The following is a 26,373-nucleotide window of genomic DNA, read 5'->3' as shown; positions in this document are numbered from 1 at the left end:
GTCCACCCGTTCGGAGTGCTCCAGGCTAGCCGGGGTGGTGCACCGTCAGGCCGGTTTGATGGTCCGGGGGACTGCCACCGGAGCGCTCGCGCCGGGGTAGCGAGGCGGCATCGCGTACGCGGCTGAACGGGCGCCCGCCGAGCCACACCGCGAGCGCCACCACCGCGCCCACCGCGACGAGCACCCACGAAGCGGTCCGCATGGGCGATGTCAGGGCGTCGTAGACCGAGGCGGTCGCCGCCTTGTTCGCGGCGCCGGAGATGTCGGAGAGCGTCAGCGCGCGGGCGAGCGGCAGCGCGGCGAGCAGCGCCGCCGCGCCCAGGGCGACGCCGAGGGCCGTCCAGGCGAGCGCGCGGCGGCGGCGCGCGGCGAGCGCGAGGCCCGCGACGGCGCACACCACGGCGGCCAACGGCAGCCACAGGCCCGCGAGTTGGAACGCGTGGAAGCCCTTCCGCAGCCCGGCCAGGTCGCCGGCCGGCAGCAGGGTGACCTCGGTGTGGGCGACCGGGATCCGCTCGGCGAACGGCACCCCGTCCGCCTCCAGCTGCTGCTTGACCTGCCGGGTGACGGGGGCCAGGTCGAGCGTGACGGGCCCCGTGGTGCCCTCGTCGAGGGCCTGCTGCACGGCGTCGTGGGCGGCCCGGTTCGCGGTGTTCCAGGCGCCGCGGAAGGCGTCGGTGTCCGTGAACGAGACGACCGCGTCGTGGAGGTAGTCCTCGACGACCGAATGGAGCGCGCCCACGTCGAGGTTCTTCATGGCCCCGGTGGTCACCGCGTCGGCGACGGCGCCCCGCACGTCCGTGTCGCCGGCCAGCGGCGCCATCGCGGACACGTACCGGTCGCTGTCGCCGATCTCGTACTTCGCCCAGGTGGAGAGGGTGCCCAGCGGGACGAGGAGGCAGGCGATGACGAGCAGCACCGAGGAGAGGACTGCCTTCGCGGGCGCTTTTCGGGTCACGTCTGCCAGGCAAGGCCCAAGCCGCGCGGGGCGCGAGCGCTCCGGTGGAGCACTGGGCCGAACGGGTGTTTCCTGGACGTGGGGGCGTGGAGATCGTGGGGATCCAGGGTTCACCCTAGGAGGCCGATCATGCGCCGAACCATGCGCCGAACCACCCCGGCCCTTGCTGCCGCCGGGCTCTTGGCGGGCGGACTGCTCGCCGTGACAGCCGCGGCACCGGCCGGTGCGAACAGCGGGGACGTCGTCTGGGGGACGGTCGTCTCCCCGTCCGACCTCAACCTGCGCTCGGGTCCGAGCACCTCGGCATCCGTCGTGTACCGGCTCGCGCCGGGCAGCCAGGACCGCATCGAGTGCGCCACGGACGGCTCGTCCGTGCACTCCACCTCGACCTGGTACTGGTTCACGGGCGCCCGCGGCTGGGCCAGCGCCGCGTATGTCGACACCGGTGGCCGCGGCGTGCCGAGCTGCACGTCCAAGGCGCCGTCCGACGGGCCGCGGCACGATCGTGACCACGGCCCGAGCGGGTGGTACTACCGGGAGACCGAGACCCGGGAGTTCGGCGTCTGGTACTAGAACGGACGGCACTAGAACGTACGTTCTATAAGGCTATACGGGCGCGTACTCGCTCGCCGAGTAGTACCGGTAGTACGTGCCCACGAACGTGGACGCCCCGATCACCAGGCCGAGCATGATCGACCACAGGATCGCCGGGTCCGAGAGGCTGTGCAGGAAACCGATCGCGATGCCGGTGAACGCGCCCCAGGCCGAGGCCCGCGCCAGGAAGTGCCGGCCCGCCAGCTGCTTGGACCAGTGGTGGATGCCGAAGCAGAGCGCCGCCACGATGATGCCCGTGACGAAGCCGAGCGCGATGTTGGCTCCGGTGACCTCACCGCCGAAGCGGTCGATGCTCGCCGCCCAGAAGCCGTACACGATGCCGGTCACGACGGGGACGACGACGGCCGCGCTCGTCGGGGAGAGCGCCGCGCCACCTGTGCTGCGTCGCGGTGCGGGTGCCGCATGCTGAGCCATGACTGGCTCCTTTCTGCCAGGCCCCCTCGGACGCGCCCTCGGATGTCCCGAGTCTCGCGTCCTTCGCTCTCCATTGACCTCTTGTGGCACGCCCTTCGCAACATGCGCGCGGTGGCGCACCGTGTTTCGCTGAGCGCATGAACATCCTGCTCCTGGGCGCCACCGGCATGGTCGGCAGCCGCATCGCCGCCGAGGCCCTGGGCCGCGGCCACAGTGTGACCGCCGTCAGCCGCTCGGGCGACGTGCCCGTCCCCGGTGTCACGGCCGTCGCCGCGGACGTCTCCGACGTGCAGCGGCTGACGGAACTCGCGGGCGGGCACGACGCCGTGGCCTCCGCCCTCGCGCCGCCCCGCGACGGATCGGACCCGGTTCTGCCGTTCCTGGCACTCAATGAGGCGCTGGTCGCCGGGGTGCGCGGGGCCGGGATCGCGCGGCTCGTGGTGGTCGGCGGGGCGGGCAGCCTGGAGGTCGCGCCCGGCGAGGCGCTCATGGACCAGCCGGACTTCCCCGACGCGTACCGCGGCGAGGCGCTCGCGCACCGGGACGTTCTGGCGCTTCTGCGTACGGTCGACGACGTGGACTGGACGTACATCTCGCCGGCCGCGGAGATCGGCCCGGGGGAGCGCACCGAGGAGTTCCGGATCGGCGGCGACCGGCTGATGACGGACGCGGACGGCGCGAGCCGGATCAGCGCCGAGGACTATGCGCTGGTCTTCGTCGACGAGATCGAGCGCGACGCGCACTCCAGGAAGCGCATGTCGGTGGCGTACTGAGTCATGGCGCCCTGAACGGCCGTGCCCGCGGTCTCGTCCGCGGCCTCCTTCGGCCGGTACGCGTACAGCTCGGCGTCCGCCTCGTTCTGGTACGGCGCGCGCTGTGCGGTCCTGCGGATCACGGTGATCGCGGCGTCGTCGCTGGGCGGGCCGTGCCGGTGCTCGCGCAGGTCCTCCGCCAGGCGGCGCAGCAGCGCCTGGGGCGACTCCTGCGCGCCGCGCGGCGACAGCAGGCGCGGCAGCCGCTCGCGTACGGGGTAGAAGGTGCCGCCCGCGTCGCGGCACTCGGTCACGCCGTCGGTGAAGAGGATCAGGGTGTCCCCGGTCCCGAAGGGCAGCCGTGCCACGCGCGGCGCCTCGGCGCCCAGCGTCCCCATGCCGAGAGGGAGCCCGGCAGGGAGCTCGGGGGTGTGCACGCGGCCGTCCGCCGTGACGACCAGCGGCGGCTCGTGCCCGAAGTTGACGATGTCGACGCACTCGGGGGACGCCGGCGGGAAGTGCAGCAGCAGCCCGGTGGAGAACGCGTCCGTGAGGCCCTCGTCGTCGGTGATCCGGGTCCAGGCGCTGTAGCGCTGCATGGCGATCTCCAGGCGCCGGGCCGCCTCCTCGATCCGCTCCTCGTGGTACGCCGCCTCCCGGAACGCGCCGAGCAGCCACGCCGAGGCCGACACCGCGGGCAGGCCCTTGCCGCTGACGTCGCCGAGCACCGCGCGCACCCCGTGCGGCGAGGGCTGGAAGTCGTACCAGTCGCCGCCGACGCGGGCCGCGCGGGCGGCGGGCTGGTAGAAGTCGGCGATGTGCAGGTCGTCGAGGCGCTCGGGCAGGCCGCGCATCACCGCGCGCTGCGTGGCCTCCGCGATGTCCGTGAGGGCCTGGACGCGGGCCCGCTGCTCCTCCCTGCGGCGCGCGATCAGCACGCCGAGCAGGCCGCCGGTGCCGATCATCAGCGGCCCGAGCACGGCCCAGCTGGTGCCGGCCGGCAGCGGCGCCACGGTTTGCAGTCCGAGGTATACACAGATCAGCAGCCCGGTGACGACGGCGGTGACGGACACGGGCGCGAGCAGCGCCACCATGATCGGCACGAGGCCGAGCAGGGCGCGCGCCCGGAAGTCGGCCGGCGTCGCCACGTCGAGCGTGACGATGATGAGCGCCATCACCGAGACGAGCAGCACCATGGCACGCCAGCCGCCCGTGGGGCGGGAGGCCGAGGGGGCCGCGCCACGGATCGAGGACTGGTAGTAGCTGCTCGAGCTGCCGGGTTTCATCACATATGAGAATGCGGGGCATTCGTCGCGAAGAGTAGGGACGAAGGTCCGTACGCCGGTGAGATCCGGGTCTCAGTGCACGGGGACGCTCACGAAGCGCGATGTCACGTGCAGGTCCGCCGCGATCAGCGCCGCGGTGTCCCGCAGCGCCTCGGCCCACGTGTCGTCGTCCCCGCGGCCCTGGTGGGCGGTGACGTCGAGCGCGGACACCACGTGGCCCGCACGGTCCCGTACCGGCACGGCCACCGACCGCAGTCCGGCCTCGGGCCCGTCGGCCACCGCCCGCTCGCCGCCGTCGCGCAGCAGCCGCCCGGCGGCCGTGTCCCGTACGGGCAGCCGGGAGCCGACGCCGATGTCGACGCTCATGACCCGGCGCGGCGTCACCCGCGCGGTGCAGCGTACGGACGTGTCACCGTCCGCTACGGACAGGCCGACGGATTCGCCGAGCCGCTTCGACAGGGCCGCGAGGTGCGGCGCGGCGATGCGGGGGAGCGTGGTGCGCGACAGGGGGGCGCAGCCGAGGGCGAGGATGCGGGGGGTGGGGCGGTAGGTGCGGTCCTGGTGGGTGACGTGGCCGAGGTGTTCGTAGGTGATGAGGGCGCGGCGGGCCGTTGCACGGGCGAGGCCGGTGCCTTCGGCGATTTCGGTGAGCGTCAGGGTGGGGTGGGCGGCGTCGAAGGCGGTGAGCACGCGGAGGCCTCTGGCCAGGGACTGGATCGTTGCGGGGGTTGGGTCCCCGGTCGCGGGGCTCTGCCCCGGACCCCGCTGCTCAATCGCCGCAGGGGCTTGATAATTCAGTTCCGCTTCCATCTTCCGTACGCACGCCTCCAACGGCCCCCGCACCGCTCCCGCCAGCTCCCCGGCGGCGTGCCGGCTCGTGTGGCTGACCACGCTCAGCGCGCAGACCACCGAACCGTCCGGCCCCCGCACGGGGACCGCCACCGCCACCAGGCCCGGTTCCACGAGTTGGTCGTCGACCGCGAGGGGGAGGGACTCCCGGAACACCAACCCCGGCGCACACCCGCCCCCCGGCAGGGAATCGCCCACGCGGAAGCTGATGGACAGGGCCCGCCTGCGCAGCACTTGGTGGACGAAGCGGATGTCGTCGCCGTCGGGGACCGCGAGGGAGACGGATTCGTCGAGCTCGTCCGCGAGCCGGTCGGCGAGCGGGCCCAGGAGCCCCGGCACCCGCAGCGCGTCCAGGCAGGCGTTGGCGACGGTCATCAGGGGCGGGGCGAGCGCGGCGTCACGCCCGTCGAGGCGTACGAAGCCCAGGTGGGCGAGGGTCGCGCAGATCCGGTCGACCGTGGAGCGGGCCAGGCCCGTGGCCCGGGCGAGGTCGGCGAGGGCGAGCGTGCCGTCCGCGTCCGTGAGGCGCCGCAGCACGTCCAGGCCGCGCATCAGCGGGGCGACGGCCTCGGCGGGCGGTTGCGGGGTCAGGGACGTGGACGGCACGGTCGGCACTTCGAGCACGGGGCCACGGTAAGCGACCACGGCGGCCGCATCGACGGCACGGGCGGCTATCGCCCCAGCAGTTCGACGATCCGGTCGAGGGTGGCGGGGGCCAGATGCCGACGCAGCGCCTCGACCAGGTCGTCCGGGGTGCCCCGGCTGTCGATCTTGATTACGCCGTAATCACGGCCCCGCTTCTCCTTGCGGGCGGCCGGGACGGTCGCGGCGGCATCCGGCTCGCCGGGGAGCACCTGATCGTCCTTCGGGAGACGGGCGATGCGGCGGGCGTCCTCGATGGAGACGCGGCCGTCGGCGAGCGCCTCCTGGATGTCCTCGCGCAGCTTCATCAGCGACAGGCGCTGCGAGATGAAGCCCTGCGTCTTGCCGATCCGGGCGGCGACCTGACGCTGCGAGTAGCCGTAGGAGGTGATCAGGCCCTGGATGGCCTGGGCCTGCTCCAGTTCCGTGAGGTCGTCGCGCTGCACGTTCTCGATGAGCGCGTCCTCGTCGGAACGCGTCGCATCGTCCCTGACCAGGACCGGAACCTCGTCCAGGCCCGCCATCCTGGCCGCCGCGAGCCGCCGATGGCCGTGCAGGACGACGTACGGGGCGTCGCCCACGGCCTCCTTGTGGTGCGGCCGCGCGGCGAGGAAGACGGCGGCGGAGACGACGCCGAGGGCCTGGAGGACGCCGCGTTCGCGCACCGTCTCGGCGAGCCCGTCGAGGTCGCGCAGTTCGTGGCGCGGGTTGTCCGGGTTCTCGGTGAGGTCGCCGATCGGGACGGTGAGCGGCTTGGTCTCGGGGCGTCTGCGCTGGGCGGGCGCCGCGTCCTGCTCCTCGGCGGCCGCCTTCTCGGAGGACAGGAGCGAGGACAGGTCGGTACGGCGCCCCATCAGCTGTTCACCTTCTTCTTCGTGGCCTTCGCGGCCTTCGTGGCCTTCGTGGTGCTGGAGGACTGGCGGGGCTTCTTGCTGCGCGCCGGGGCCGGGATCGCCGCGAGGCCGACCTCCAGGGCGAGCCGGAAGAAGTCCTCGCGGGCCTGGAGCGCGACCCGGTTCGCGCCGTACTGCGTGACGACGAGGCCGTCCGCGCTGGCCCGCGTGTGCAGCTTGTAGTGGCGTACGACGGTGCGCGCGAGCGGCCAGTCCTGCGCCTCGACGAACGCGCGGGTCTGCTCCAGGTCGGCCTTGCCGTCGCGCGGGTCCCAGTTGTTGATGACCACGCGGAAGGGCAGCCCGCGCGGCTTCACGACCCGCTCCACCGTGCGCTGCGTGGGCTGGAAGCCGAGCGGCTCGGGCTCGATGGGGACGATGACGTCGGTGGCGTTGGAGAGCACCGCGCGCAGCGCGTCGGCGGCAGCGCCCTTGCCGAGGGGGTCCGCGCCGTCGTCGTCCGCGAGGTCGAGCCAGCCGGGGGTGTCGACGAAGACGTGCTGCGCGGACGGGATGCGGGACAGCGCGGCGAGCCCCGAGAGGTCGTCGTGGGCCTGTACGAAGTCGAAGGGGAGGCCCTCACCGACCCGCTCCGACCACCACACGGCCGAGCCCTGCGGGTCGATGGAGACGGCGACGACGGGCGGGCGTTCGGCGTCGGCGGCGCCCGCGCCGAGCACGTCGGCGGTGACGGCCGCGAGGTTCACGGCGAGCGTGGACTTTCCCACGCCGCCCTTCTGATTGAGGATCACGTGTACGTGTGCCACGAAAACTCCCTTAACCGGGCTGTCCTGGACATCCGGCACATATGGGGTGGTTGTTCGTGGTCACTCTGGCAGCGTGGGCGCCGCGGGGCGGGGTGTACACGCCGGGGAGCGCAGGCCGCGCAGCAGCAGGGGCGTCGCCAGCAGCAGCACTCCGGCGAGCGCGAGCGCCCCGCGCGCACCGATCAGCGCGGCGAAGGCGCCCCATACCAGCGTCAGCGCGGCGGTGACGGCCCGCTGGGTGACGGTCCAGGCGGACAGCACCCGCGCCACCCGGTCGTCGTCCGTGAGCCGCAGCCGCTCGACCGCCATGACCGGGGCGAAGACGGCGCTGCACGTGATGAGGCCGCACTCCACGAGGACCACCACGAGCATCCCCGCGACACCCGGCCCCACGAACGCAAGCCCGACCGGCCAGCACGCCCGCGCGGTACCGCTCACCAGGAGCACCCGCCGCTCCCCGTACCGCCGCACCAGCGGCCCGGTGAGGCGGGAGCCGGCGAGTCCGCCCAGGCACGGGATCCCGAAGACCAGGCCGTACTGCCAGGGGGCGAGCCCCAGATCGTCGAGGAGCAGCACCGCCATCAGCGGGGAGCCCACCATGATCAGGGCGTTCACCAGGCTGTTGTTGAGGAACAGGGCGCGCAGCCGGGGTTGCCGCCACAAGTGGCGCCAGCCCTCGGCGATGTCGGCGGCGCTGAACCGGCCGCCGCTCTTGCTGCGCGCGGGCTCCGGCTCGGGTGCCCGGATGGCGCGCACGCCCACCGCCGACAGGACGTAGCTCACCGCGTCCAGGAGGACCGTCGTCAGCGGACCGAAGGCGCCGATGAGCGCGCCGCCGAGTGGCGGTCCGACGGCCGTGGCGGTCCACTGCGTCGACTCGAAGCGGGCGTTGGCGGTCAGGAGTCCCGCGTCCGGCACGAGCGCCTTGAGGTGGGCGCCGCTCGCCGCGCGGAACACGATGTCGGCGGCGGCCACGACCACCGAGACCAGGACGAGCTGGGCGAAGGTGAGCGCGTCGAGGGCATACGCGAGGGGGAGTGTCAGCAGGGCGCCGCAGCGCACCAGGTCCGCGAGGACCAGCACCGGCCGCTTGCGCCGGAACTCCACCCACGGCCCGAGCGGCACCGCGAGCAGCGCGCCGACCGCGAGCCCGGCCGCCGCCAGGAACGACACCTGAGCGGCGCCGCTGTGCAGCACGAGGACCGCGATCAGCTGGAACGCGTCGAGCGCGAGCCAGGAACCGGCGGTGCTCACCGCGAAGGCGGCCCACAGCCACCCGAAATCCCGCCCGAGCCGCACCGAACCGCCTCCCGTCTCCTGTTGTGACCCGGCGATCCAAGCGGCCGGGGGCGCGCCGCGGCAAACAACTGGCACCCACATCTGTACAACCAATGGTTGTATAAGGGGCGTGCACCCCATGGACGCCATCGACTTCCAGAACGTACGCACCTTCGTCGCCGTCGCCGGCGAGGGGCAGATCCAGATCGCCGCCGCCGAACTCGGCATCACCCAGCAGGCCGCCTCCAAGCGCGTCGCCGCCCTGGAGCGGGGGCTCGGCGCGCGCCTGTTCACCCGGACCCCGCGCGGCGTGCGGCTCACCCTCGACGGCGAGACCTTCCTGCCGCACGCGCGCGAGCTGCTCGCCGTCGCCGAGCGGGCCGCCGACTCCGTGCGCGGCGGCCGGCGCCCGCTGCGCGTGGACGTGCTCGCCGCCAACGTGATCACCAACGGGGTCGTGCAGGACTTCCACCAGGCCCACCAGCACCTCCCGCTCGACGTCGTCGCCCTCGGCCACGGCGGGCGTGCCGCGCTCGCCTCCGTACGGGAAGGGGGCGTCGACGCCGCGTTCTGGACGTGCGCCGTGCCCGCGGACCGGCTGCCGCGCGAGGTGCGCAGCGCCCGCGTCATCGACGAGCCGGCCATCCTCGTCACCGGCGCGGCGCACCCCCTGGCGGACCGGACCGAGGTCACGCCCGCCGAGCTGGCCGGGCACCGGATCTGGATGCCCGGCATGGTCAAGGGCAGCGAATGGGCCACGTATTACGAGGAGTTGGAGCGCGCCTTCGGCCTCACCATCGACGTCGGCGGCAGCACCTTCGGCGGCGGCCACCTGCTGCGGACGGTCGCGGCGGCGGACGACGTGGCGACCATCATGGGCACCCGCACGCCGCTCACCCGCCCGGCCGACATCGAGCTCCGCTTCATCCCCGTACGCCGTCCGACCCCGCTCTACCCGCTGTCGCTGCTGTGGCGGGCCGACAACCGGCACCCGGGCCTCGCGGCGCTCCTGACGTATCTGACGGACCGGTACGAGCGTCAGAAGGGCGGCGACGCCGACGAGTTCTGGACGCCGGACTGGGCGCGCTGACGCGCGGGCGGCGGTGAGAAAGGCGGACGAGGACTCGTCATCAGCCGGTTGGGGTGGCCCCGCCCTGGCCGCTCCCGCTCCCGTTTCCATTGCGTCTGCGGACGCGGCGCATGCGGAACACGGCGGCCAGGACGATGAGCCCGACGCCCGCCGCCACCACGGCGATCGACCCGGAGGACACCGACGTCACATCGACCTCGAAGGTCATCTCGTCGCCCCACGGCTTGCCGTCGCTCGTCGTGTAGAGCTGCGCCGTCAGACGCGCCTTGCCGTTGGCCTTCGCGGTGACGTCGATCTGGGAGGTGTGGCTCGCCGAGCCCTCGGCCGACACGGAGATCTCGTCGTCGTTGACCTTGAGACGCTCGGAGTCGCTGGACGTGAGGCGCAGTTCGAGCCCGGAGACCTCTTGTTGCAGCGCGTTGTCGACCGTGACCGGGATCGAGGCGTCGCCCGACGTGACGGTGACGGTGGTCTTCGGCACCAGGCGCAGTGACGTCACCGACGTCGACAGGAAGGCCGTCGTGCGGTCCTGGAACGTCCGCTGCGCCGTGTCCTCCTCGCCCCGCCAGGCGGTGCCCAGGGCGCGGGCCATCGCCGCGTGCACGGACTCCGTGGTGTCCTTCGGGTCGGCGAGCACCTTGCCGAGGGTCGCGAGCCGGTCCAAGTCGCCTGCTGCGTCGGTCAGTTGCTCCTTGCCGAGCTCGCCCGCGCGCAGTCGTGAGGGGTACGCGGACGGGGACCCGGCCGCCCCTTTCACCGGGTCGTCGTCGGCCGCGCGGAGGTCCTGGAGGTCCAGCCAGCCGTCCTCGGTGCCGGCGTCGATGGCGGAGCCGAGCGCGTCCGCCGCCGTGCCCGACAGGTTGCGGGGCGGTACGAGGACCGGGCGGGTGTTCGCCTTGAGGAGCGCGGTGATGCGGCCGACGGTGGCCTTGCCTGCGGTGTCGGGGCTCGCGGAGGCCTCCGGGCCGGGGGAGGAGCCGGAGTCACTGGGTGACGCCGACGCCGACGCCGACGCGGTCGGAGTGGGGGAGGGCGCCTGGTCCTTGACGCGGCCGAGCGCGGCCGTCACGTCGGCCTCGTAGGGCAGCGCCGTCATCGCGTCGTCGCCGCTGCCCACGGTCACGGGGGCGGTGTCCGCGGGCGTGAGCCCCTGGCCCGAGGCGAGGACGCGGGTCACGCCGAGCTTGGCGCCGAGCGCGGTCACGTCGGAGTCGAGCGCGCCGTCGGCGGGCCAGCCGAGCCCCGGGCGGGCGGAGGTGTCGAGGGCCCGGTCGACGCGCTTCTTCGCGTCGGCCGCGAGCCCGGACACGACCTCCGTGAGGTCCTCGGTGTCGGTGCCGGGGTGGTGGGCCAGCGAGGCGAGGTCCGTGTCGGCGTACGGGAGGAGCCAGACCTCGCGGCCCTTCACGGCCTCCCGCAGCGCGGTGAGCCAGCTGCGGGCCGCGCCCTGGCCCGTGCCCTCGGTGGTGTCCTGCGGAGAGACGGAGGCGGCGTTCTTCGCGACGCGGTAGCCGGTGGACATCTCCTGCGCGGCGATCACCACGTCCGGGTCGAGCACCCAGCTGACGTCGCGGCCCTTGCCCGCGTCGACGACCTCGCGCAGGCGGCCGCCGGGGGCGAACAGGCCGGCGAGCGAGTCGTCGTCGAAGACGGGCTTCGCGTCCGAACCCGAGCCGAGGGCTGCCGCCGTCATGTGCGGGGTGGCGGTCACCGGCCAGACGACGGTGGTGGGTGCGGGCTCCTCCGCGGCGTTCGCCTCCGGCGTGGTGGCGGGCAGGGCGGAGGCCCCGACCACCATGGCGGTCACGGCCCACGCCCGTGCCATCCCGTAACCCGCCATGTCGTCCTGCCTCCCGCCGATGCGATTCGCTCTGAGGTAACACGGTGGCCGCGACGGTACGGGGGACCGGGGGTGTGCGCGGCGCGTCGCCCACGCCTCGGGGCTCCGCCCCGGACCCCGGACCCCGCGCCTCGGGGCTCCGCCCCGGAACCCGCGCCTCAATCGCCGGCGGGGCTTGATTTGGGGCTCCGCCCCCGTCGCCGCGGCGATTGGTTCTTTCAAGCCCCTGCGGCGATTGAGGCGCGGGTTCCGGGGCGGAGCCCCGGGTCTTTTCAGCCCCGCCGGCGATTGAGGCGCGGGGGGCCGGGGTCGGGGCGGGGCTGGTGTCGCCCGATAGAGTGCGGCTTCGACGTTGGCGCTCTTGACGACCCGAGGTACCTGGCAGTGACCCCCGCGAACCCGGCCCCACCGATGGCCACCGTCGTCGGAATCGGCGCGGACGGCTGGCCGGGCCTCCCGGAGACCTCCCGCGAGGCCCTCCGCACCGCGACCGCAGTCATCGGCGGGCCCCGCCAACTCGCCCTGCTCCCCCCGGAGTGCGAGGGCGACCGCGTCCCCTGGCCCACCCCCCTGCGCCCCGCCGTCCCGACCCTCCTCGCCCGCTACGCGGGCCACCGCCTCGCCGTCCTGGCCAGCGGCGACCCGATGTTCTACGGCATCGGCCGGGCGCTGACCGAAATCGTCGGCCCCGACGCACTGCACGTGCTGCCGCACCCGTCCTCCACCTCCTACGCCTGCGCCCGCCTCGGCTGGCCCGTGGAGGAGACCGAGGTGGTCACGCTGGTGGGCCGCCCGGCCGACCGGCTCGCCGCCGCACTGCACCACGGCCGCCACGTACTCGTCCTCTCCGCCGGCGCGGCCACCCCCGCCGAGGTCGCGAAGCTGCTCACGGAGCGCGGCTTCGGACCGAGCCGCCTCACCGTCCTGGAACGCCTCGGCGCCGAGGAGGAGACGTCGTACGAGGGCGTGGCCGAGGCCTGGACGCACGCGCCCGGCGACCCGCTGAACGTGATCGCCGTCGACTGCCGCCGCGCCCCCGACACCCTGCGCCTCGGCGCCGCCCCCGGCCTGCCCGACACCGCGTACGAGAACGACGGCCAGCTCACCAAGCGCCACGTCCGCGCCGCGACCCTCGCCGCGCTCGCCCCCGCCCCCGGCGAACTGCTGTGGGACATCGGCGGCGGCTCGGGCTCCATCGGCATCGAGTGGATGCGCACGCACCCGTCCTGCCGCGCGTACGCCGTGGAGCGGGACCCGGAGCGCGCGGCCCGCATCGAGCGGAACGCGGCGCGGCTCGGCGTGCCGGGCCTGACCGCCGTCACCGGCCCCGCACCGAAGGCGCTGGCCGAACTCCCGCCCCCCGACGCCGTGTTCATCGGCGGCGGCCTCACCGCCCCCGACCTCCTCGACGCCTGCTGGGCAGCGCTCGCACCGGGCGGCCGCCTGGTGGCCAACACCGTCACCCTCGAATCCGAGGCGCTGCTCGCCACCTGGTACCGGCGCCACGGTGGCGACCTGGTGAAGCTGTCCGTCGCGCACGCGGTGCCGGTCGGCGGCTTCACGGGGTGGCGGCAGGCGATGCCGGTCACGCAATGGTCGGTAACGAAAACAGCGGAACTCTAAAGGTGGGACAGCCATGACCGTCTACTTCATCGGGGCGGGCCCCGGCGCCGCCGACCTGATCACGGTCCGCGGCGCGCGCACGCTCGCGAACTGCCAGGTGTGCCTGTACGCGGGTTCGCTGGTCCCGGCCGAACTCCTCGCCGAATGCCCGCAGGACGCGAAGCTGATCGACACGGCGAACCTCGATCTCGACGCCATCGAGCGGGAGTTCGCGGCGGCGCACGAGGCAGGACACGACGTGGCCCGCCTGCACTCCGGCGACCCGTCCGTGTTCTCCGCGGTGGCCGAGCAGATGCGCCGCCTGGACGCGCTCGGCATCCCGTACGAGATGGTCCCCGGAGTCCCGGCGTTCGCGGCGGCGGCAGCGGCGCTGAAGCGCGAACTGACGGTGCCGACGGTCGGCCAGACGGTGATCCTGACCCGTATCGCCCAGCAGGCCACACCGATGCCGCCCGGCGAGGACCTCGCGACACTCGGCGCGAGCGGCGCGCTCCTCGTCCTGCACCTCGGCGCGCGCTACGTGGACCGGATCGTCTCCGAACTGCTTCCGCACTACGGCGCGGACTGCCCCACCGCGGTCGTCGCCTACGCCAGCCGCGAGAACGAACTGGTCCTGCGCGGCACCCTCGCCGACATCGCGGACCAGGTGAAGGCGTCGGGTGTGCTGCGGACCGCCGTGATCATCGTGGGCCGCACGTTGGGCGCCTCCCAGTTCCGGGACAGCCACCTGTACTCCGTGGGGCGGGAACGGGCCTAGGTTGCCGGGCTCTGCCCCGGGCCCCGCTGCTCAATCGCCGCAGGGGCTTGATTTGCCTACTACGTTCCCTGCTCGGTCGATGCAGATGACGTCCACGGCCACCGGGGCGCCGCGGAGGACCGCGAGAGCCTCGTCGCGGGCCGCCCTCGCCACCAGGTCACCGAGCGGGACACCCGCCGCCGTGCACAGTTGGAGGGCGGCGAGTCCTGTGTTGGCCTCGGCGACCTCCTGGGCGAGGGACTCCGACGCCCCGCCGCCGCGCGCCAGTTCGGCCAGGAAACCCTTGTCGACCTGGGAACGGCCCGAGTGCAGATCCAGATGGCCCGCCGCCAGTTTCGACAGCTTGGCGAAGCCGCCGCAGATGGTCAGACGGTCGACCGGGTGGCGGCGGATGTACTTCAGGACCGCGCCCGCGAAGTCGCCCATGTCGAGCAACGCGTCGTCGGGCAGGGCGTGTTCACGGACGACCGTCTTCTCGGACGTCGAGCCGGTGCAGCCCGCGACATGCGTACGGCCCGCGGCGCGCGCCACGTCGACGCCCCGCCGGATCGAGTCGATCCACGCCGAGCACGAGTAGGGCACGACGATCCCCGTCGTGCCGAGCACCGACAGACCGCCGAGGATCCCGAGCCGCGGGTTCCAGGTCGAGCGGGCGATCTCCTCGCCGTGGTCGATGGAGATCGTGACCTCTACGTCTACGTTGCCGGGGTCGCCCTGTTCCGCTGCCACCCGGTCGAGGTGCGTGCGGATCATCTCGCGCGGCACCGGGTTGATGGCGGGTTCGCCGACCGGCAGCGGAAGTCCGGGCCGGGTGACCGTGCCGACGCCCGGCCCCGCCTTGAACACCACTCCCGAGCCGGGCGGGAGGCGCCGCACCGTGGACCGTACGAGGGCGCCGTGCGTGACGTCCGGGTCGTCGCCGGCGTCCTTGACGACACCGGCCGTCGCCGATTCCGCGTCGCGGGACTCCACCGCGAGCGCGAAGGCCGGTGTCTGGCCCTTCGGCAGCGTGATCGTCACCGGGTCGGGGAACTCGCCGGTCAGCAGCGCCGTGTACGCGGCCGTGGTCGCGGCGGTCGCGCAGGCGCCGGTCGTCCAGCCGGGCCGCAGACCGGTGTGCTTGAGTTGGGCGCTGCGCCCGCCTTTCGGCTCAGTCGATTCGTTCATGGAGTTCCCCGATGCCGCACGTGTTGATTCTCGGCGGGACGACCGAGGCCCGGCACCTGGCCGAGGCCCTGCACCCGCGGGTCCGCGTGACCAGCTCGCTCGCGGGCCGCGTCGCGGCGCCCCGGCTGCCGGCCGGTGAGGTGCGGATCGGCGGGTTCGGCGGGGCGGACGGCATGGCGGAGTGGATCCTCGAGCAGGCCGTGTCCGCGGTCATCGATGCCACCCATCCCTTCGCCGAGACGATCAGTTTCAACGCGGCGCGGGCCGCCGCCACCGCCCATGTTCCCCTGCTCGCGCTGCGGCGGCCCGGCTGGGTGCCGGGTCCGGGGGACGACTGGCGGGAGGTCGGCTCCCTGGCGGAGGCGGCCGAGGCGGTGCGGGGGGCGGGGCGGGTCTTCCTCACCACGGGGCGGATGGGGCTTGCCGCGTTCGCCCACGTCGATGACGCGGAGTTCCTCGTGCGGTCCGTGGATGCGCCTGAGGCGCCGGTGCCGCCGCGGATGGAGGTGCTGCTGGACCGGGGCCCGTTCACGTTGTCCGGCGAACGCGCGGTCCTCTCCGACCACGCCATCGACGTCCTCGTGACCAAGGACAGCGGCGGCGCCGCGACCTCCCCGAAGTTGACCGCTGCGCGGGAGGCGGGCATCCCGGTGGTGGTGGTCCGCCGCCCCCCGGTGCCGACCGGTGTCCCCGTCGCCACCACCGTGGAGGAAGCCACACACTGGCTCAACGCCCCCCGGCCCTGAAAGACTGGGGCTCTGCCCCATACCCCGCTGCTCAATCGCCGCAGGGGCTTGATAGCTCAAGCCCCGCCGGCGATTGAGGCGCGGGGTCCGGGGCGGAGCCCCGTGGCCGTTACGCGGTGCCGGGTTCTGGATAGCGGCGCGGGGTCCATGTCACCGTTCGGCCGTCCGCACGGACCACCGCCTGGGTCTGCGACGACCCGACGATCAGCAACGTACGCATGTCGACGACCTCGGGGTCAAGATCGGCGAGCCGGACGACCCGTACGCTCTCCTCGGCCCCGCCGACATCCCGCGCAAGAACCACCGGCGTATCCGGCAGCCGCAGCTCAAGCAACAACTCCCGCGCCTTGCCCACCTGCCACGTCCGGCTCCGCGACCCCGGGTTGTAAAGGGCCAGCACCAGATCCGCCGCCGCAGCCGTCCGCAACCGCTCCGCGATGACCTCCCACGGCTTCAGCCGGTCGGAAAGGGAGATCGTCGCGTAGTCGTGCCCGAGCGGCGCCCCCGCCTTCGCCGCCGCCGCGTTCGCCGCCGTAACCCCCGGCAGGACCCGCACCGGAATCCCCGAGTACCGCTCCTCCGAGGCGACTTCGAGCACCGCCGTCGCCATCGCGAAGACACCGGGGTCACCCCCGGAGACGACCGCGACACGATGCCCGCGCCGCGCCAGATCGAGGGCGAACTCGGCACGCTCGGACTCGACTTTGTTGTCCGACCCGTGCCGCACCTGCCCCGGCCGTCCGGGCACACGCGCGAGGTACGTGGTGTACCCGACCAGGTCGTCGGCGTTGGCCAGCGCGCCGCGCGACTCCGGCGTCAGCCAGGGCGCACCCGCGGGCCCGGTACCCACGACCACGACCTCGCCCCGAGCCGGATCCAGCTCCGCGTCCAGGTCCGCCACCGGCACCGCGTCGACCCGGGAGGGCAGCACGGCGACGGAGAAGTACGGCACGGACTCCGGGTCGATGTCGGCCAGCGCCCCCGTCCGCTCGCCGTCCATGAACGCCCGCTCGACATAACGCGCGTCGTCGAGCCGCCCCGAACTCTCGATCGCCGCCCGCACCTTGGTGAACGTACGCCCCAGCTTCATGACGACAGCGGAGTCCGCGGCGGCGATCCGCGCGGACAGCTCGTCCTCCGGCAGCGTGCCGGGGATGACGGTCAGCGTCTCCTTGTCCTCGCACAGCGGCTGCCCGAGCCGTGCGGCGGCGGCGCTGATGGACGTGACACCCGGGATCACGGTCGCCTCGTACCGGTCGGCGAGCCGCTTGTGCATGTGCTGGTACGAGCCGTAGAACATCGGGTCGCCCTCGGCGAGCACGGCGACCGTGCGCCCGGCGTCGAGGTGCGCGGCAAGGGTGGCGGCCGCCTCCTCGTAGAAGTCGTCGAGCGCGCCCCGGTATCCGCGGGGATGATCCGTCGTCTCGACCGTGAGCGGATACATCAGCCGCTCCTCGATCTGGGTCTCGCGGATGTGCTCCGCGGCGATCGAGCGGGCGATGGAACGCCCGTGGCGCGCGCAGTGGTACGCGATGACGTCGGCGGAGGCGATCACCTTCACGGCCGCGACGGTCATCAACTCCGGGTCACCGGGCCCGAGCCCGACGCCATACAGCTTCCCGCTCATGCCCGGTCCTCCATGATCTCCGCCTCGGTCGCGATCGCGTTCAGCGCGGCGGCGGTGATGGCGCTGCCGCCCCTGCGTCCTCGTACGACGAGGTGTTCGAGGCCCAGTTCGTTCGCGGCGAGCGCGTCCTTCGACTCGGCGGCGCCGACGAAGCCGACGGGTATGCCGATGATCGCGGCGGGCTTCGGCGCGCCCTTCGCGATCATCTCCATGAGGTGGAAGAGCGCGGTGGGCGCGTTGCCGATCGCGACGACGGCGCCGTCGAGCCGGTCACGCCACAGTTCGAGCGCGGCGGCACTGCGCGTGGTCCCCAACTTGGCAGCGAGGTCCGGTACTTGAGGGTCCCTCAGCGTGCAGATCACCTCGTTCTCGGCGGGCAGCCGCTTGCGGGTGACGCCGCTGGCGACCATGTGGGCGTCGCACAGGATGGGCGCCCCGGCGCGCAGCGCGGCCCGCGCGTTCGCCACGACGCCGGTCGAGTGGCCGATGTCCTGTACGAGATCCACCTGGCCGCAGGCGTGGATCATGCGGACCGCCACCTGGGCGAGGTCGGCGGGCAGCGCCGCGAGTCCGTCCGCGGCTTCCGCGCGGATCGTGGCAAAGGACTCGCGGTAGATCGCCGCGCCGTCCTTCTCGTAGTCGAACACGGTTGCTCTCAGCTCTCGGTGTGATGGGGGACGGAGGGAACGGTGAGGGTGTGGCCGCCGCCGGGCTGCGCCACGACGTCCACGTACGGGCCGGTGGGGTGCCCGCAGCGCCGCTCGCAGCCGGACCAGTACACGGGCAGGCCGCCGTACGAGTCCATGTCGGCGAGGTGCGCGGCGGCCTCCGCGCGCACGTCCGCGTGGGACTTGGCGCAGCCGGGTCGGCCGACGCAGGCGCTCACCCGCGTCCACGGTGAGTCCGGTGCGGTGACGAAGCCCGCGCGGGCGAGCGGTTCGGAGTCTGCGCCGGGCACGACGATCCCGCGCCACGGGGTGAGCCGCACCTCGCCGTCGGCCGAGTCGAGCAGCGCCGACCAGGCGTCGGGTGTGACGGCACCGAAGGGGGCCTGCACGGACCACGCCCGTACGGCGCCGGCGGCGTCGAGGACCGGCCCGGGTTTCGGCGGCCGTGCGACCGGCCGCTCCGGCGCCGCGGCGACCTCGGCCCCGGTCCTCCGCGCTACACGCTCCGTCAACTCCCCTGGTACGAGGGTGAGTTCGGCGACCCGCCAGCCCCGCCCCGGATCGTCCCGGGCCGCCGCGACGAACTCCTCCGCCGCCGCCACCGCGGCCCGCGCCGCATCCTCGTACGCCAGGCGCAGTTCGTACGGTTCGGCGGCGAGGCGGAGCACGGCGCGGCCCCCGGGCGTCGCCCGCAGCAGGATGTCGGGTGCGAGTGCGGCGACGTCGCCGCGGCCGTCGTCCAGGGCGAACAGGAACTTGCCGCTCAGCGTGGGCGTCACCGTGCTCGCGCACAGCAGCTGGTCGAGGTCGAGGAGCCACTCGCGTACGTCGGCGGGGCTCCGGTCGTCGAGGCCCGAGAGCGGCGAGGCGAGGATGTTGCGGACGCGTTCGTGCGCGGCCGAGGGGAGCAGGCCTGCGGCTCGCAGGGCCGCCCCGAACTCGGCGCCGCGCTTGGCGTCGACACCGCGCACCTCCGCGTTGCCGCGCGACGTGATTCGTACGACACCGTCCCCGAACTCGCGCGCCGCGTCGCCGAGCGCCCGCGCCCGGTGCCGCGGAAGCAGCCCGCCGGGTATCCGGATCCGGGCGAGCCCACCGTCATCGGCCGCGTGCAGGCGCAACGCCCCCGGACAGGCGTCGTCGCCGGACGAACCGGGCGCACCGGACGTACCGCGGCCGACGGGTATGGGGGAGGCGGGCATGCCGGGGAGCATACCCACCGGTCCCCGCGTCGCCTCCGTGACGCCGACCACGGCACAGGTGCCGGGGACCCGCGACGGAAGGCGCGGGGACCCGCGACGGAAAAGCGTGACACATCTCGGGAAACCGTCACACCTTTCCGAGACGCCCCCGCCCCGGAGCGGGCGCCGACGGCGTCCCGTACCGAGTCCGGCACCCGCCCCCGTACGATGAGGCGCGGTGGGCCCGTCCGGCCCGCCGCACATCGCCAGCGACGGCGACACAGGAGGAAGCCCGGTGCGAACCCGGCGCGGTCCCGCCACTGTGAGCCCCGGCCCCAGGCCGGAGTGAGCCAGGAACTCCTTTCCCCAAGCTCTCGAACAACCTCGAGCAGGGGAGACCCCATCCCAAGACCACCCGGGGCGCGGACACCCCGAGGAAGGCCAGACGACGCATGCCTCAGCAGCTCCTGCTCCTGTCGACGTCGGACACCGACCTGCTCAGCGCCCGTGCGGCCAACGCCGCCGACGCCCCGGTCGGTTTCCGCTTCGACAACCCTTCCCGTATCGACGTCGAGACGGACCTGCCGGGTCTCCTCGACGGCGTGGACCTGGTGGTCGTACGCCTCCTCGGCGGCGTCCGCGCCTGGCAGGACGGCATCGACCGGCTGACCGCCGCCGGGATCCCGCTGGTCGTCCTCACCGGTGAACAGGCCCCCGACGCCCAGCTGATGGCGACGTCCACGGTGCCGGTCGGCATCGCGGCCGAGGCCCACAAGTACCTGGCGCACGGCGGTCCCGAGAACCTGGGCCAGCTGGCCCGCTTCCTCTCGGACACGGTGCTGCTGACCGGCCACGGCTTCGAGCCGCCGGTCGCCGCGCCGACCTGGGGCGAGTTGGAGCGCGAGCCCTCGACCGCCGAAGGCCCGACGGTCGCGGTGCTCTACTACCGCGCCCACCACATGAGCGGCAACACGGCGTTCGTGCACGGCCTCTGCGACGAGATCGAGCGCGCGGGCGCCCGCCCCCTGCCGCTGTACGTCGCGTCCCTCCGCGCCCCCGAACCGGAGTTGATCGACGCCCTGCGCCCGGTCGGCGCGATCGTCACGACGGTCCTCGCGGCCGGCGGCACGAAGCCCGCTCAGGCGAGCGCCGGAGGCGACGACGAGTCCTGGGACGCGGGCGCGCTCACGCAGCTCGACGTCCCGATCCTCCAGGCCCTGTGCCTGACCTCCTCCCGCGCCGACTGGGAGGCGAACGACGAGGGCGTCTCGCCGCTGGACGCCGCGAGCCAGATCGCGGTGCCGGAGTTCGACGGCCGCCTCATCACCGTCCCGTTCTCCTTCAAGGAGATCGACGAGGACGGGCTCCCGGCCTACGTCGCCGACCCCGAGCGGGCGGCCCGGGTGGCCGGGATCGCGGTGCGCCACGCGCGCCTCAGGCACATCCCGGCGGCGGACAAGAAGCTCGCGCTCGTCCTGTCCGCGTACCCGACGAAGCACTCGCGCATCGGCAACGCGGTGGGCCTGGACACCCCGGCCTCCGCGGTGGCGATCCTGCGCCGACTCCTCGAAGAGGGCTACGACTTCGGGGACACGGCCGAGATCCCCGGCCTCGCCTCCGGCGACGGCGACGAGCTGATCCGCGCGCTCATCGACGCGGGCGGCCACGACCAGGAGTGGCTGACCGAGGAGCAGCTCGCGAAGAACCCGGTCCGCATCCCGGCCGCCGACTACAAGCGCTGGTACGCGACGCTGCCGCAGGAGCTGCGGGACGGCGTCGAGCGGCACTGGGGGCCGCCGCCCGGCGAGATGTTCGTGGACCGGTCCCGCAACCCCGAGGGCGACATCGTGCTCGCCGCCCTGCGCCGCGGCAATCTGCTCATCCTCATCCAGCCGCCGCGCGGCTTCGGCGAGAACCCGATCGCGATCTACCACGACCCCGATCTCCCGCCGTCCCACCACTACTTGGCGGCGTACCGCTGGATCGCGGCGTCGGCCGGTGACGGTGGTTTCGGTGCGGACGCGATGATCCACCTCGGCAAGCACGGCAACCTGGAGTGGCTGCCTGGCAAGAACGCGGGGCTTTCGGCGGCGTGCGGGCCGGACGCGGCGCTCGGCGATCTGCCCCTCATCTACCCGTTCCTGGTCAACGACCCCGGCGAGGGCACGCAGGCCAAGCGCCGTGTGCACGCCACGCTCATCGACCACCTGGTGCCGCCGATGGCCCGCGCGGACTCCTACGGCGACATCGCCCGGCTCGAGCAACTCCTCGACGAGCACGCCCAGATCGCCGCCATGGACCCGGCGAAGCTGCCCGCGATCCGCGCCCAGATCTGGACCCTCATCCAGGCCGCGAAGCTCGACCACGACCTGGGGGTCGCGGACCGGCCCGAGGACGAGGGCTTCGACGAGTTCATCATGCATCTCGACGGCTGGCTCTGTGAGATCAAGGACGTCCAGATCCGCGACGGTCTGCACGTCCTGGGCCAGGCGCCGGCCGGCGCCGACCGCGTCAACCTGGTCCTCGCGATTCTGCGGGCCCGCCAGATCTGGGGCGGCAACCAGGCCCTGCCGGGGTTGCGGGAGGCGCTCGGCCTGGACGAGTCGGCTGCGACCCGCGTCGCGGCGGACGAGGTGGAGGCCATGGCCCGGTCCTTGGTGGAAGCCATGGAGGCGGCCGACTGGTCCCCGGACGCGGTACCGCAAGCAATCGCCACAGCTGCCCCCACGTCTCGGGGCTCCGCCCCGGACCCCGCGCCTCAAACGCCGGCGGGGCTTGAAGAGCCTGCTCAATCGCCGCAGGGGCTTGATTTGCCCGACCCCGCCGACGCCGAAGGGGGCGATGCCGCCGCCCCCGCCTTGGGCAATCTGCCGCCTGGGGCGGCAGGGTGGGCAAGGCGGACCACGGTGCCGCGCACCGATAACGACGGGCCCGACCCCGTTTCCGCGATCCTGGACTTCGCCGCCCGCGAGGTTGTGCCCCGGCTGGGTGCCACGACGGACGAGTTGGATCACGCCGTCCGCGCGCTGAACGGCCGCTTCGTACCCGCAGGGCCGAGTGGGTCGCCGCTCCGAGGGCTCGTGAACGTGCTGCCGACCGGGCGGAACTTCTACTCCGTCGACCCGAAGGCCGTGCCGAGTCGGCTCGCCTGGGAGACGGGGCAGGCCCTCGCCGAGAGCCTCCTCACCCGGTACAAGGACGACAACGGCGAATACCCCACCTCCGTGGGCCTGTCCCTGTGGGGCACAAGCGCCATGCGCACCGCCGGCGACGACATCGCGGAGGCCCTCGCCCTCCTCGGCATCCGCCCCGTCTGGGACGACGCCTCGCGCCGCGTCACCGGCCTGGAGCCGATCCCGTACGAGGAGCTGAACCGACCCCGCATCGACGTCACCCTCCGGATCTCCGGCTTCTTCCGCGACGCGTTCCCGCACACCATCGGCCTCCTCGACGACGCGGTCCGCCTCGCCGCGTCCCTCGACGAGCCCGCCGAGCACAACTACGTACGGGCCCACGCCCAGGCCGACCTCGCCGAGCACGGCGACGAACGCCGCGCCACGACCCGTATCTTCGGCTCGCGCCCGGGTACGTACGGCGCCGGTCTCCTCCAGCTGATCGACTCCAAGGACTGGCGCACGGACGCCGACCTCGCCGAGGTCTACACGGTGTGGGGCGGATACGCGTACGGCCGCGGACTCGACGGAAGGTCCGCCCGTACGGAGATGGAGACCGCCTACAAGCGCATCGCGGTCGCCGCCAAGAACACCGACACCCGCGAGCACGACATCGCCGACTCGGACGACTACTTCCAGTACCACGGCGGCATGGTCGCCACCGTGCGCGCGCTGCGCGGAACCGCCCCCGAGGCGTACATCGGCGACTCCACCCGCCCGGAGACGGTCAAGACCCGCACGCTCGTCGAGGAGACCTCCCGCGTCTTCCGGGCCCGCGTCGTGAACCCCAAGTGGATCGAGGCGATGCGCCGCCACGGCTACAAGGGCGCCTTCGAACTCGCCGCGACGGTGGACTACTTGTTCGGCTACGACGCCACGACCGGCGTCATCGCCGACTGGATGTACGACAAGTTGACCGAGACGTACGTCCTCGACGAGACGAACCGCCAGTTCCTCACGGAGAACAACCCGTGGGCCCTGCACGGCATCGCGGAGCGCCTGCTCGAAGCCGAGTCGCGCGGCATGTGGGAGAAGCCGGACCCGCAGACGCTGGAGGCCCTCCGCCAGGTGTACCTGGAGTCGGAGGGCGACCTGGAGGCGGACGAGTAGGCCCCACCCTCACCGCCGCAGCGTCACGGCGAAGCTCCGTCCGTACGCGTGGTGCGTGTCGACGTCGAGCCGGGTGCCGCCCGGCACGGTGCTGACGCGCACCACGTCGTCGCCGTCGGCCTTGCGCAGGCGGCGGCCGCGCAACACGAGCGTGACGGTGTCCCGTTCGGTGGTGGGGTCGGACACCGCGACGGTGACCCCGCCGTCCCGCCGGCGCACGAGCACGGACGCCGGACCCTCGACGTCGAGCCCCGCGACCCGGTGCGCGCCGCCGGCGAAGGTGTTCACCCCCGTGAGCCCGAGCCCGTCGTGGCCCACGGCCTGCATCCGCGAGGTGTTCGCGAGCACGCGCGCACCCTTGTACGCGCGCACCGCCGCCTCCGAGGCGTTCGGCAGCAACGCGTAGGCGAAGGAGGCGGGCTTGGCCCCGGCCGCCTGCTCGACCGTCAGCGAGAACACCCGCTTCGTCACCGCCGTGTCCGGGTTCGAGGTGCGTACGACGCGACGGCTGCGCGTCACCGTGTCGAGCCGCGCCTTCGCGACGGGCCCGGCGAGCCGGACGTAGCCGACCGCCGCGTCCCGCGAACCGTCCGCCCAGCGCACCCATCCGTCGCCCTCGGCCACGGTCACCGCGTCGCCCGCGGGCGCCACGCGCGCGTCGACGGTCGTCGTCACGGCCCGCCCGCCACCGGGAGCGTCCCCGACCCCCGCCGCGAGCACCACGATCTCGTCATCCAGCAGGAACCACGACTTCGTGGCCCGCGCCCCGCGATACGCCACGAAGTCGTCCGGCAGCACCCCCGCCCGCTTGTCCCGCCACGGCACATCGTCGGAGGCGACCCACCCGACCGCGCCGTACACACCGTCCAGCACCGCGCCGCCCGAGTACGCCTGCGTGGCCGTCGGGAAGTACACGTACTTGTTCTGCGATTCGCTGGACGCAGTGAAGTTCAGGGGGTGGTCCGGGTTGTCGTAGAACAGCTTGCCTTCGTACAACTCCGGTACCGTTCCCCGGTGTTCGACGGGAGCGGTCACGCCCGCGAGCCCGTACGGGGAGACGGCGGTGAAGTAGTCGACGCCGAAGGACGTCGCCTGATCCTGCCCCGCCAGGTACAGATAATGAGCCCCGTCCCCCTGGAACCACGGCATCAGGTTCTCGCCGCTCATGTACTCGTACTTGCTGATGCGCCGCGAACTGCGGGAGAGCGTGAACGCGTAACCGGGACGGCGGTGAACGGTCCGGTCCATCGCGTTGAAGGCCACGGAGCGGGCAGGCGGGTTGAGGTCGGCCGGGCGGACGTCGGGGTCCGCGAGGATGTCGGCGTACCGGACGATGCTGAGCGGCGAGACGAACGTCGCCGGGTCCAGGCTCGCCTTCGACGTGGCCCGGATGTGCTTCACGTACGCCTTGAGGGCCCCTGCCTCCTCCCCCGTCGACAGCGACGCGAGGTCGACGACGCCCTCGACGATCGTGGCGGAATCGGCGTAGCCGCTGCCCGTGCGCGACACGGCCCGCCCCTTCACCGCCTCCATCATCCAGCCCTCGAAGATCAGCGGAGCGAACCCGTCGCGCACCCACTTGTGCACGGTGGGCACGAGTTCCTCGCCGTACGCGAAGCCCGTCCCGTCCAGCAGCTTCAGCGTCTGGATCACGCGCGTGAGCAGCCCCTTCCCGTACGAGCCCGTGTACGCGACGGAGGAGTGCTGAATGAAGGAGCCGTCGGCGTAGTGCCCGTCGGTGACGCCGTGCTGGAGCCGGTACGGATCGACCGTCGCGAAGACGGTCAGCTGATCGGTGAGCGCCTTGCGGATACGGGCCTCGTCGCCCGTCAGCGCGCCCTGGAGGATGCGGTTGGTGGTGATGTCGGCGAGGTTGGCACCGGTGTGGAACCGCGAGTCGAGGTCGACGTCGCCGTCCTTGCCGCTGCGCAGATACGCGTCCATGGAGGCGATGTAGGTGCTGGTCAGCTCGGCGGGGGCGGCGTCCCCGAGCAGCACCAGCGTCCGGCTGACGTGCTGCGAGACGCCTATCTCCCAGGTGAACCAGTTGCCGTAATAGCCGGTGGACTGGTCGCCGTAGTACTTCTCGTGCAGCCACGTCAACGCGTCGACGACGCGGGCACGGGGGATGTCCGAGGCGTCCGACGTCCGCGTGGCCAGCGCGATCTCGTAGACCTTCTGATACGTGGTGTTGAGGTTCGGATCGCTGCTTCCGAGCGGCAGCCCCTTGAACAGCTCACCGTCACCGCTCGCCGCGTCCATCGCCGCGAGATTCGCGCGCGCCGTCTTCTCGATCGCGGCGAGCTTGGCTGCGGTCTCCTTACGGGAGTTGGACTCGGCGGTGCCCGCGAACATGGCCACCGTATTGGCGAGCAACTGCTCTGCGCCCACGGCGAGTTCATCGGCACTCGCCCACCGTACGGGCACGGCGGCCAGCACCCCACTCGCGGCCAGCACGCTCAGCAGACGTCTACGGGTGATCTCCATTGATCCGTCCCTCCGGCCGGTTTTTCCTTATGAGAAACCGACTCATTCGCAATTAACCAACCTCTAAACGAAATTGGTTCCGGTCACTCTTTTCGGCCCGGTAGTGTTTTCCATGTCGCCGACGAACAACGCCGGCGGAAAAGAAAAACAGTGAATTGACCCAGAAATTCTAGGAGAACGCCATGAGCTTCCACAAGATTGCCCCCGTCGCCAAGAACCGCAAGGGCGCCACCCCGGCCGCCCCGGCCAAGCGGCACGCGCAGCCGAAGAAGGGCGCCCCGAAGGCGCACGCGAAGCGTCGTCCGGTCGGCGGCAAGCGCTGACCCGTTCCCCTCACCGAGAGGCGGGGGCGGCCCCTCCCGCGGCCCCCCCGCGGCTGTTGCCAGTGCGGTTACGGCTCGGGTGTTGTACCAGTGCATGCGCGGCACACCAGACATAACGGAGGCGTTA

General features: G+C 72.9%; 21 protein-coding genes and 1 riboswitch. Of the genes, 8 read left to right on the top strand and 13 right to left on the bottom strand.

Annotation, left to right across the window (positions count from 1 at the left end):
* Window positions 1–25: 25 nt before the first annotated feature.
* Window positions 26–958 (bottom strand): hypothetical protein, encoded by a 933-nt coding sequence (locus ABT004_RS20315; protein ID WP_351338649.1) that lies wholly within the window; start codon window positions 956–958, stop codon window positions 26–28.
* A 129-nt stretch (window positions 959–1,087) separates the two neighbouring features.
* Between ABT004_RS20315 and ABT004_RS20310 the strand changes: the two genes are divergently transcribed.
* Window positions 1,088–1,531 carry an SH3 domain-containing protein gene (locus tag ABT004_RS20310; RefSeq protein ID WP_351338646.1) on the top strand — a complete coding sequence of 148 codons (444 nt, stop codon included), beginning with the start codon at window positions 1,088–1,090 and terminating at the stop codon, window positions 1,529–1,531.
* Window positions 1,532–1,564: 33 nt separating this feature from the next.
* On the opposite strand, the gene ABT004_RS20305 is transcribed toward ABT004_RS20310, so the two are convergent.
* Window positions 1,565–1,987 (bottom strand): hypothetical protein, encoded by a 423-nt coding sequence (locus ABT004_RS20305; RefSeq protein ID WP_351338643.1) that lies wholly within the window; start codon window positions 1,985–1,987, stop codon window positions 1,565–1,567.
* 137 nt (window positions 1,988–2,124) lie between these two features.
* Between ABT004_RS20305 and ABT004_RS20300 the strand changes: the two genes are divergently transcribed.
* Window positions 2,125–2,760, top strand: coding sequence for an NAD(P)-dependent oxidoreductase (locus ABT004_RS20300; protein ID WP_351338641.1), 636 nt, complete (start codon window positions 2,125–2,127; stop codon window positions 2,758–2,760).
* Here the strand turns inward: ABT004_RS20300 and ABT004_RS20295 are convergent.
* From ABT004_RS20295 to ABT004_RS20275, 5 genes are all read right to left on the bottom strand, one after another.
* Window positions 2,688–4,025, bottom strand: a complete 1,338-nt coding sequence (locus ABT004_RS20295; RefSeq protein ID WP_351338638.1) for a PP2C family protein-serine/threonine phosphatase — start codon at window positions 4,023–4,025, stop codon at window positions 2,688–2,690. The genes ABT004_RS20300 and ABT004_RS20295 overlap by 73 nt on opposite strands.
* A 72-nt stretch (window positions 4,026–4,097) precedes the next feature.
* A complete protein-coding gene (locus ABT004_RS20290) occupies window positions 4,098–5,426 on the bottom strand; it encodes an IclR family transcriptional regulator domain-containing protein (RefSeq protein WP_451188162.1) in 1,329 nt (442 codons plus the stop codon).
* Between the two features lie 119 nt (window positions 5,427–5,545).
* Window positions 5,546–6,370 carry a ParB/RepB/Spo0J family partition protein gene (locus tag ABT004_RS20285; protein WP_351338633.1) on the bottom strand — a complete coding sequence of 275 codons (825 nt, stop codon included), beginning with the start codon at window positions 6,368–6,370 and terminating at the stop codon, window positions 5,546–5,548.
* Window positions 6,370–7,176 (bottom strand): nucleotide-binding protein, encoded by an 807-nt coding sequence (locus ABT004_RS20280; RefSeq protein ID WP_351338631.1) that lies wholly within the window; start codon window positions 7,174–7,176, stop codon window positions 6,370–6,372. Before ABT004_RS20280 ends, ABT004_RS20285 begins: the two co-directional genes overlap by 1 nt.
* A 60-nt stretch (window positions 7,177–7,236) precedes the next feature.
* Window positions 7,237–8,475: an MFS transporter gene (locus ABT004_RS20275; protein WP_351338628.1), complete on the bottom strand. Its 1,239-nt coding sequence runs from the start codon at window positions 8,473–8,475 to the stop codon at window positions 7,237–7,239.
* Window positions 8,476–8,593: 118 nt separating this feature from the next.
* Between ABT004_RS20275 and ABT004_RS20270 the strand changes: the two genes are divergently transcribed.
* Window positions 8,594–9,544 carry a LysR family transcriptional regulator gene (locus tag ABT004_RS20270; RefSeq protein WP_351338625.1) on the top strand — a complete coding sequence of 317 codons (951 nt, stop codon included), beginning with the start codon at window positions 8,594–8,596 and terminating at the stop codon, window positions 9,542–9,544.
* Between the two features lie 40 nt (window positions 9,545–9,584).
* On the opposite strand, the gene ABT004_RS20265 is transcribed toward ABT004_RS20270, so the two are convergent.
* Window positions 9,585–11,384: a DUF6049 family protein gene (locus ABT004_RS20265; RefSeq protein ID WP_351338622.1), complete on the bottom strand. Its 1,800-nt coding sequence runs from the start codon at window positions 11,382–11,384 to the stop codon at window positions 9,585–9,587.
* Window positions 11,385–11,768: 384 nt separating this feature from the next.
* Between ABT004_RS20265 and cbiE the strand changes: the two genes are divergently transcribed.
* On the top strand, window positions 11,769–13,007 hold the full coding sequence (gene cbiE / locus ABT004_RS20260) for a precorrin-6y C5,15-methyltransferase (decarboxylating) subunit CbiE (RefSeq protein ID WP_351338619.1): 1,239 nt from the start codon (window positions 11,769–11,771) through the stop codon (window positions 13,005–13,007).
* A 13-nt stretch (window positions 13,008–13,020) separates the two neighbouring features.
* Complete coding sequence (gene cobM / locus ABT004_RS20255; protein ID WP_351338616.1) at window positions 13,021–13,764, top strand: precorrin-4 C(11)-methyltransferase; 744 nt, start codon at window positions 13,021–13,023, stop codon at window positions 13,762–13,764.
* A gap of 30 nt (window positions 13,765–13,794) precedes the next feature.
* Here cobM and ABT004_RS20250 read toward each other — a convergent pair whose 3' ends face one another.
* Window positions 13,795–14,931: a cobalt-precorrin-5B (C(1))-methyltransferase gene (locus tag ABT004_RS20250; RefSeq protein ID WP_351338613.1), complete on the bottom strand. Its 1,137-nt coding sequence runs from the start codon at window positions 14,929–14,931 to the stop codon at window positions 13,795–13,797.
* Window positions 14,932–14,942: 11 nt separating this feature from the next.
* On the opposite strand from ABT004_RS20250, the gene ABT004_RS20245 reads away from it, so the two are divergent.
* Window positions 14,943–15,677 carry a cobalt-precorrin-6A reductase gene (locus ABT004_RS20245; RefSeq protein WP_351338611.1) on the top strand — a complete coding sequence of 245 codons (735 nt, stop codon included), beginning with the start codon at window positions 14,943–14,945 and terminating at the stop codon, window positions 15,675–15,677.
* A 109-nt stretch (window positions 15,678–15,786) separates the two neighbouring features.
* Here ABT004_RS20245 and ABT004_RS20240 read toward each other — a convergent pair whose 3' ends face one another.
* The 3 genes from ABT004_RS20240 to ABT004_RS20230 are packed head-to-tail and all read right to left on the bottom strand — an operon-like array spanning window position 15,787 to window position 19,174.
* Complete coding sequence (locus ABT004_RS20240) at window positions 15,787–17,304, bottom strand: precorrin-2 C(20)-methyltransferase (RefSeq protein ID WP_351338609.1); 1,518 nt, start codon at window positions 17,302–17,304, stop codon at window positions 15,787–15,789.
* The gene (locus tag ABT004_RS20235; RefSeq protein ID WP_351338606.1) at window positions 17,301–17,951 is read right to left on the bottom strand and encodes a precorrin-8X methylmutase; all 651 of its coding nucleotides are present in this window, start codon (window positions 17,949–17,951) and stop codon (window positions 17,301–17,303) included. The genes ABT004_RS20240 and ABT004_RS20235 overlap by 4 nt, the downstream gene beginning before the upstream one ends.
* Before the next feature lie 8 nt (window positions 17,952–17,959).
* Window positions 17,960–19,174 (bottom strand): ferredoxin-like domain-containing protein, encoded by a 1,215-nt coding sequence (locus tag ABT004_RS20230; RefSeq protein ID WP_351338603.1) that lies wholly within the window; start codon window positions 19,172–19,174, stop codon window positions 17,960–17,962.
* Between the two features lie 242 nt (window positions 19,175–19,416).
* Window positions 19,417–19,513: riboswitch (cobalamin riboswitch) on the top strand.
* 92 nt (window positions 19,514–19,605) lie between these two features.
* Here ABT004_RS20230 and cobN point away from each other — a divergent pair.
* The gene (gene cobN, locus ABT004_RS20225; RefSeq protein ID WP_351338601.1) at window positions 19,606–23,436 is read left to right on the top strand and encodes a cobaltochelatase subunit CobN; all 3,831 of its coding nucleotides are present in this window, start codon (window positions 19,606–19,608) and stop codon (window positions 23,434–23,436) included.
* Window positions 23,437–23,445: 9 nt separating this feature from the next.
* Here cobN and ABT004_RS20220 read toward each other — a convergent pair whose 3' ends face one another.
* The gene (locus ABT004_RS20220; RefSeq protein ID WP_351338599.1) at window positions 23,446–25,923 is read right to left on the bottom strand and encodes a polysaccharide lyase family 8 super-sandwich domain-containing protein; all 2,478 of its coding nucleotides are present in this window, start codon (window positions 25,921–25,923) and stop codon (window positions 23,446–23,448) included.
* A gap of 182 nt (window positions 25,924–26,105) precedes the next feature.
* Between ABT004_RS20220 and ABT004_RS20215 the strand changes: the two genes are divergently transcribed.
* Window positions 26,106–26,246, top strand: a complete 141-nt coding sequence (locus tag ABT004_RS20215) for a hypothetical protein (RefSeq protein WP_351338597.1) — start codon at window positions 26,106–26,108, stop codon at window positions 26,244–26,246.
* The last annotated feature ends 127 nt before the right edge of the window (window positions 26,247–26,373 follow it).

Source organism: Streptomyces sp. NPDC002790 (genome assembly GCF_040295505.1).
In the GTDB taxonomy this organism is placed as follows: Bacteria; Actinomycetota; Actinomycetes; order Streptomycetales; family Streptomycetaceae; genus Streptomyces.
This window is presented reverse-complemented; position numbering and strand designations above follow the sequence as displayed.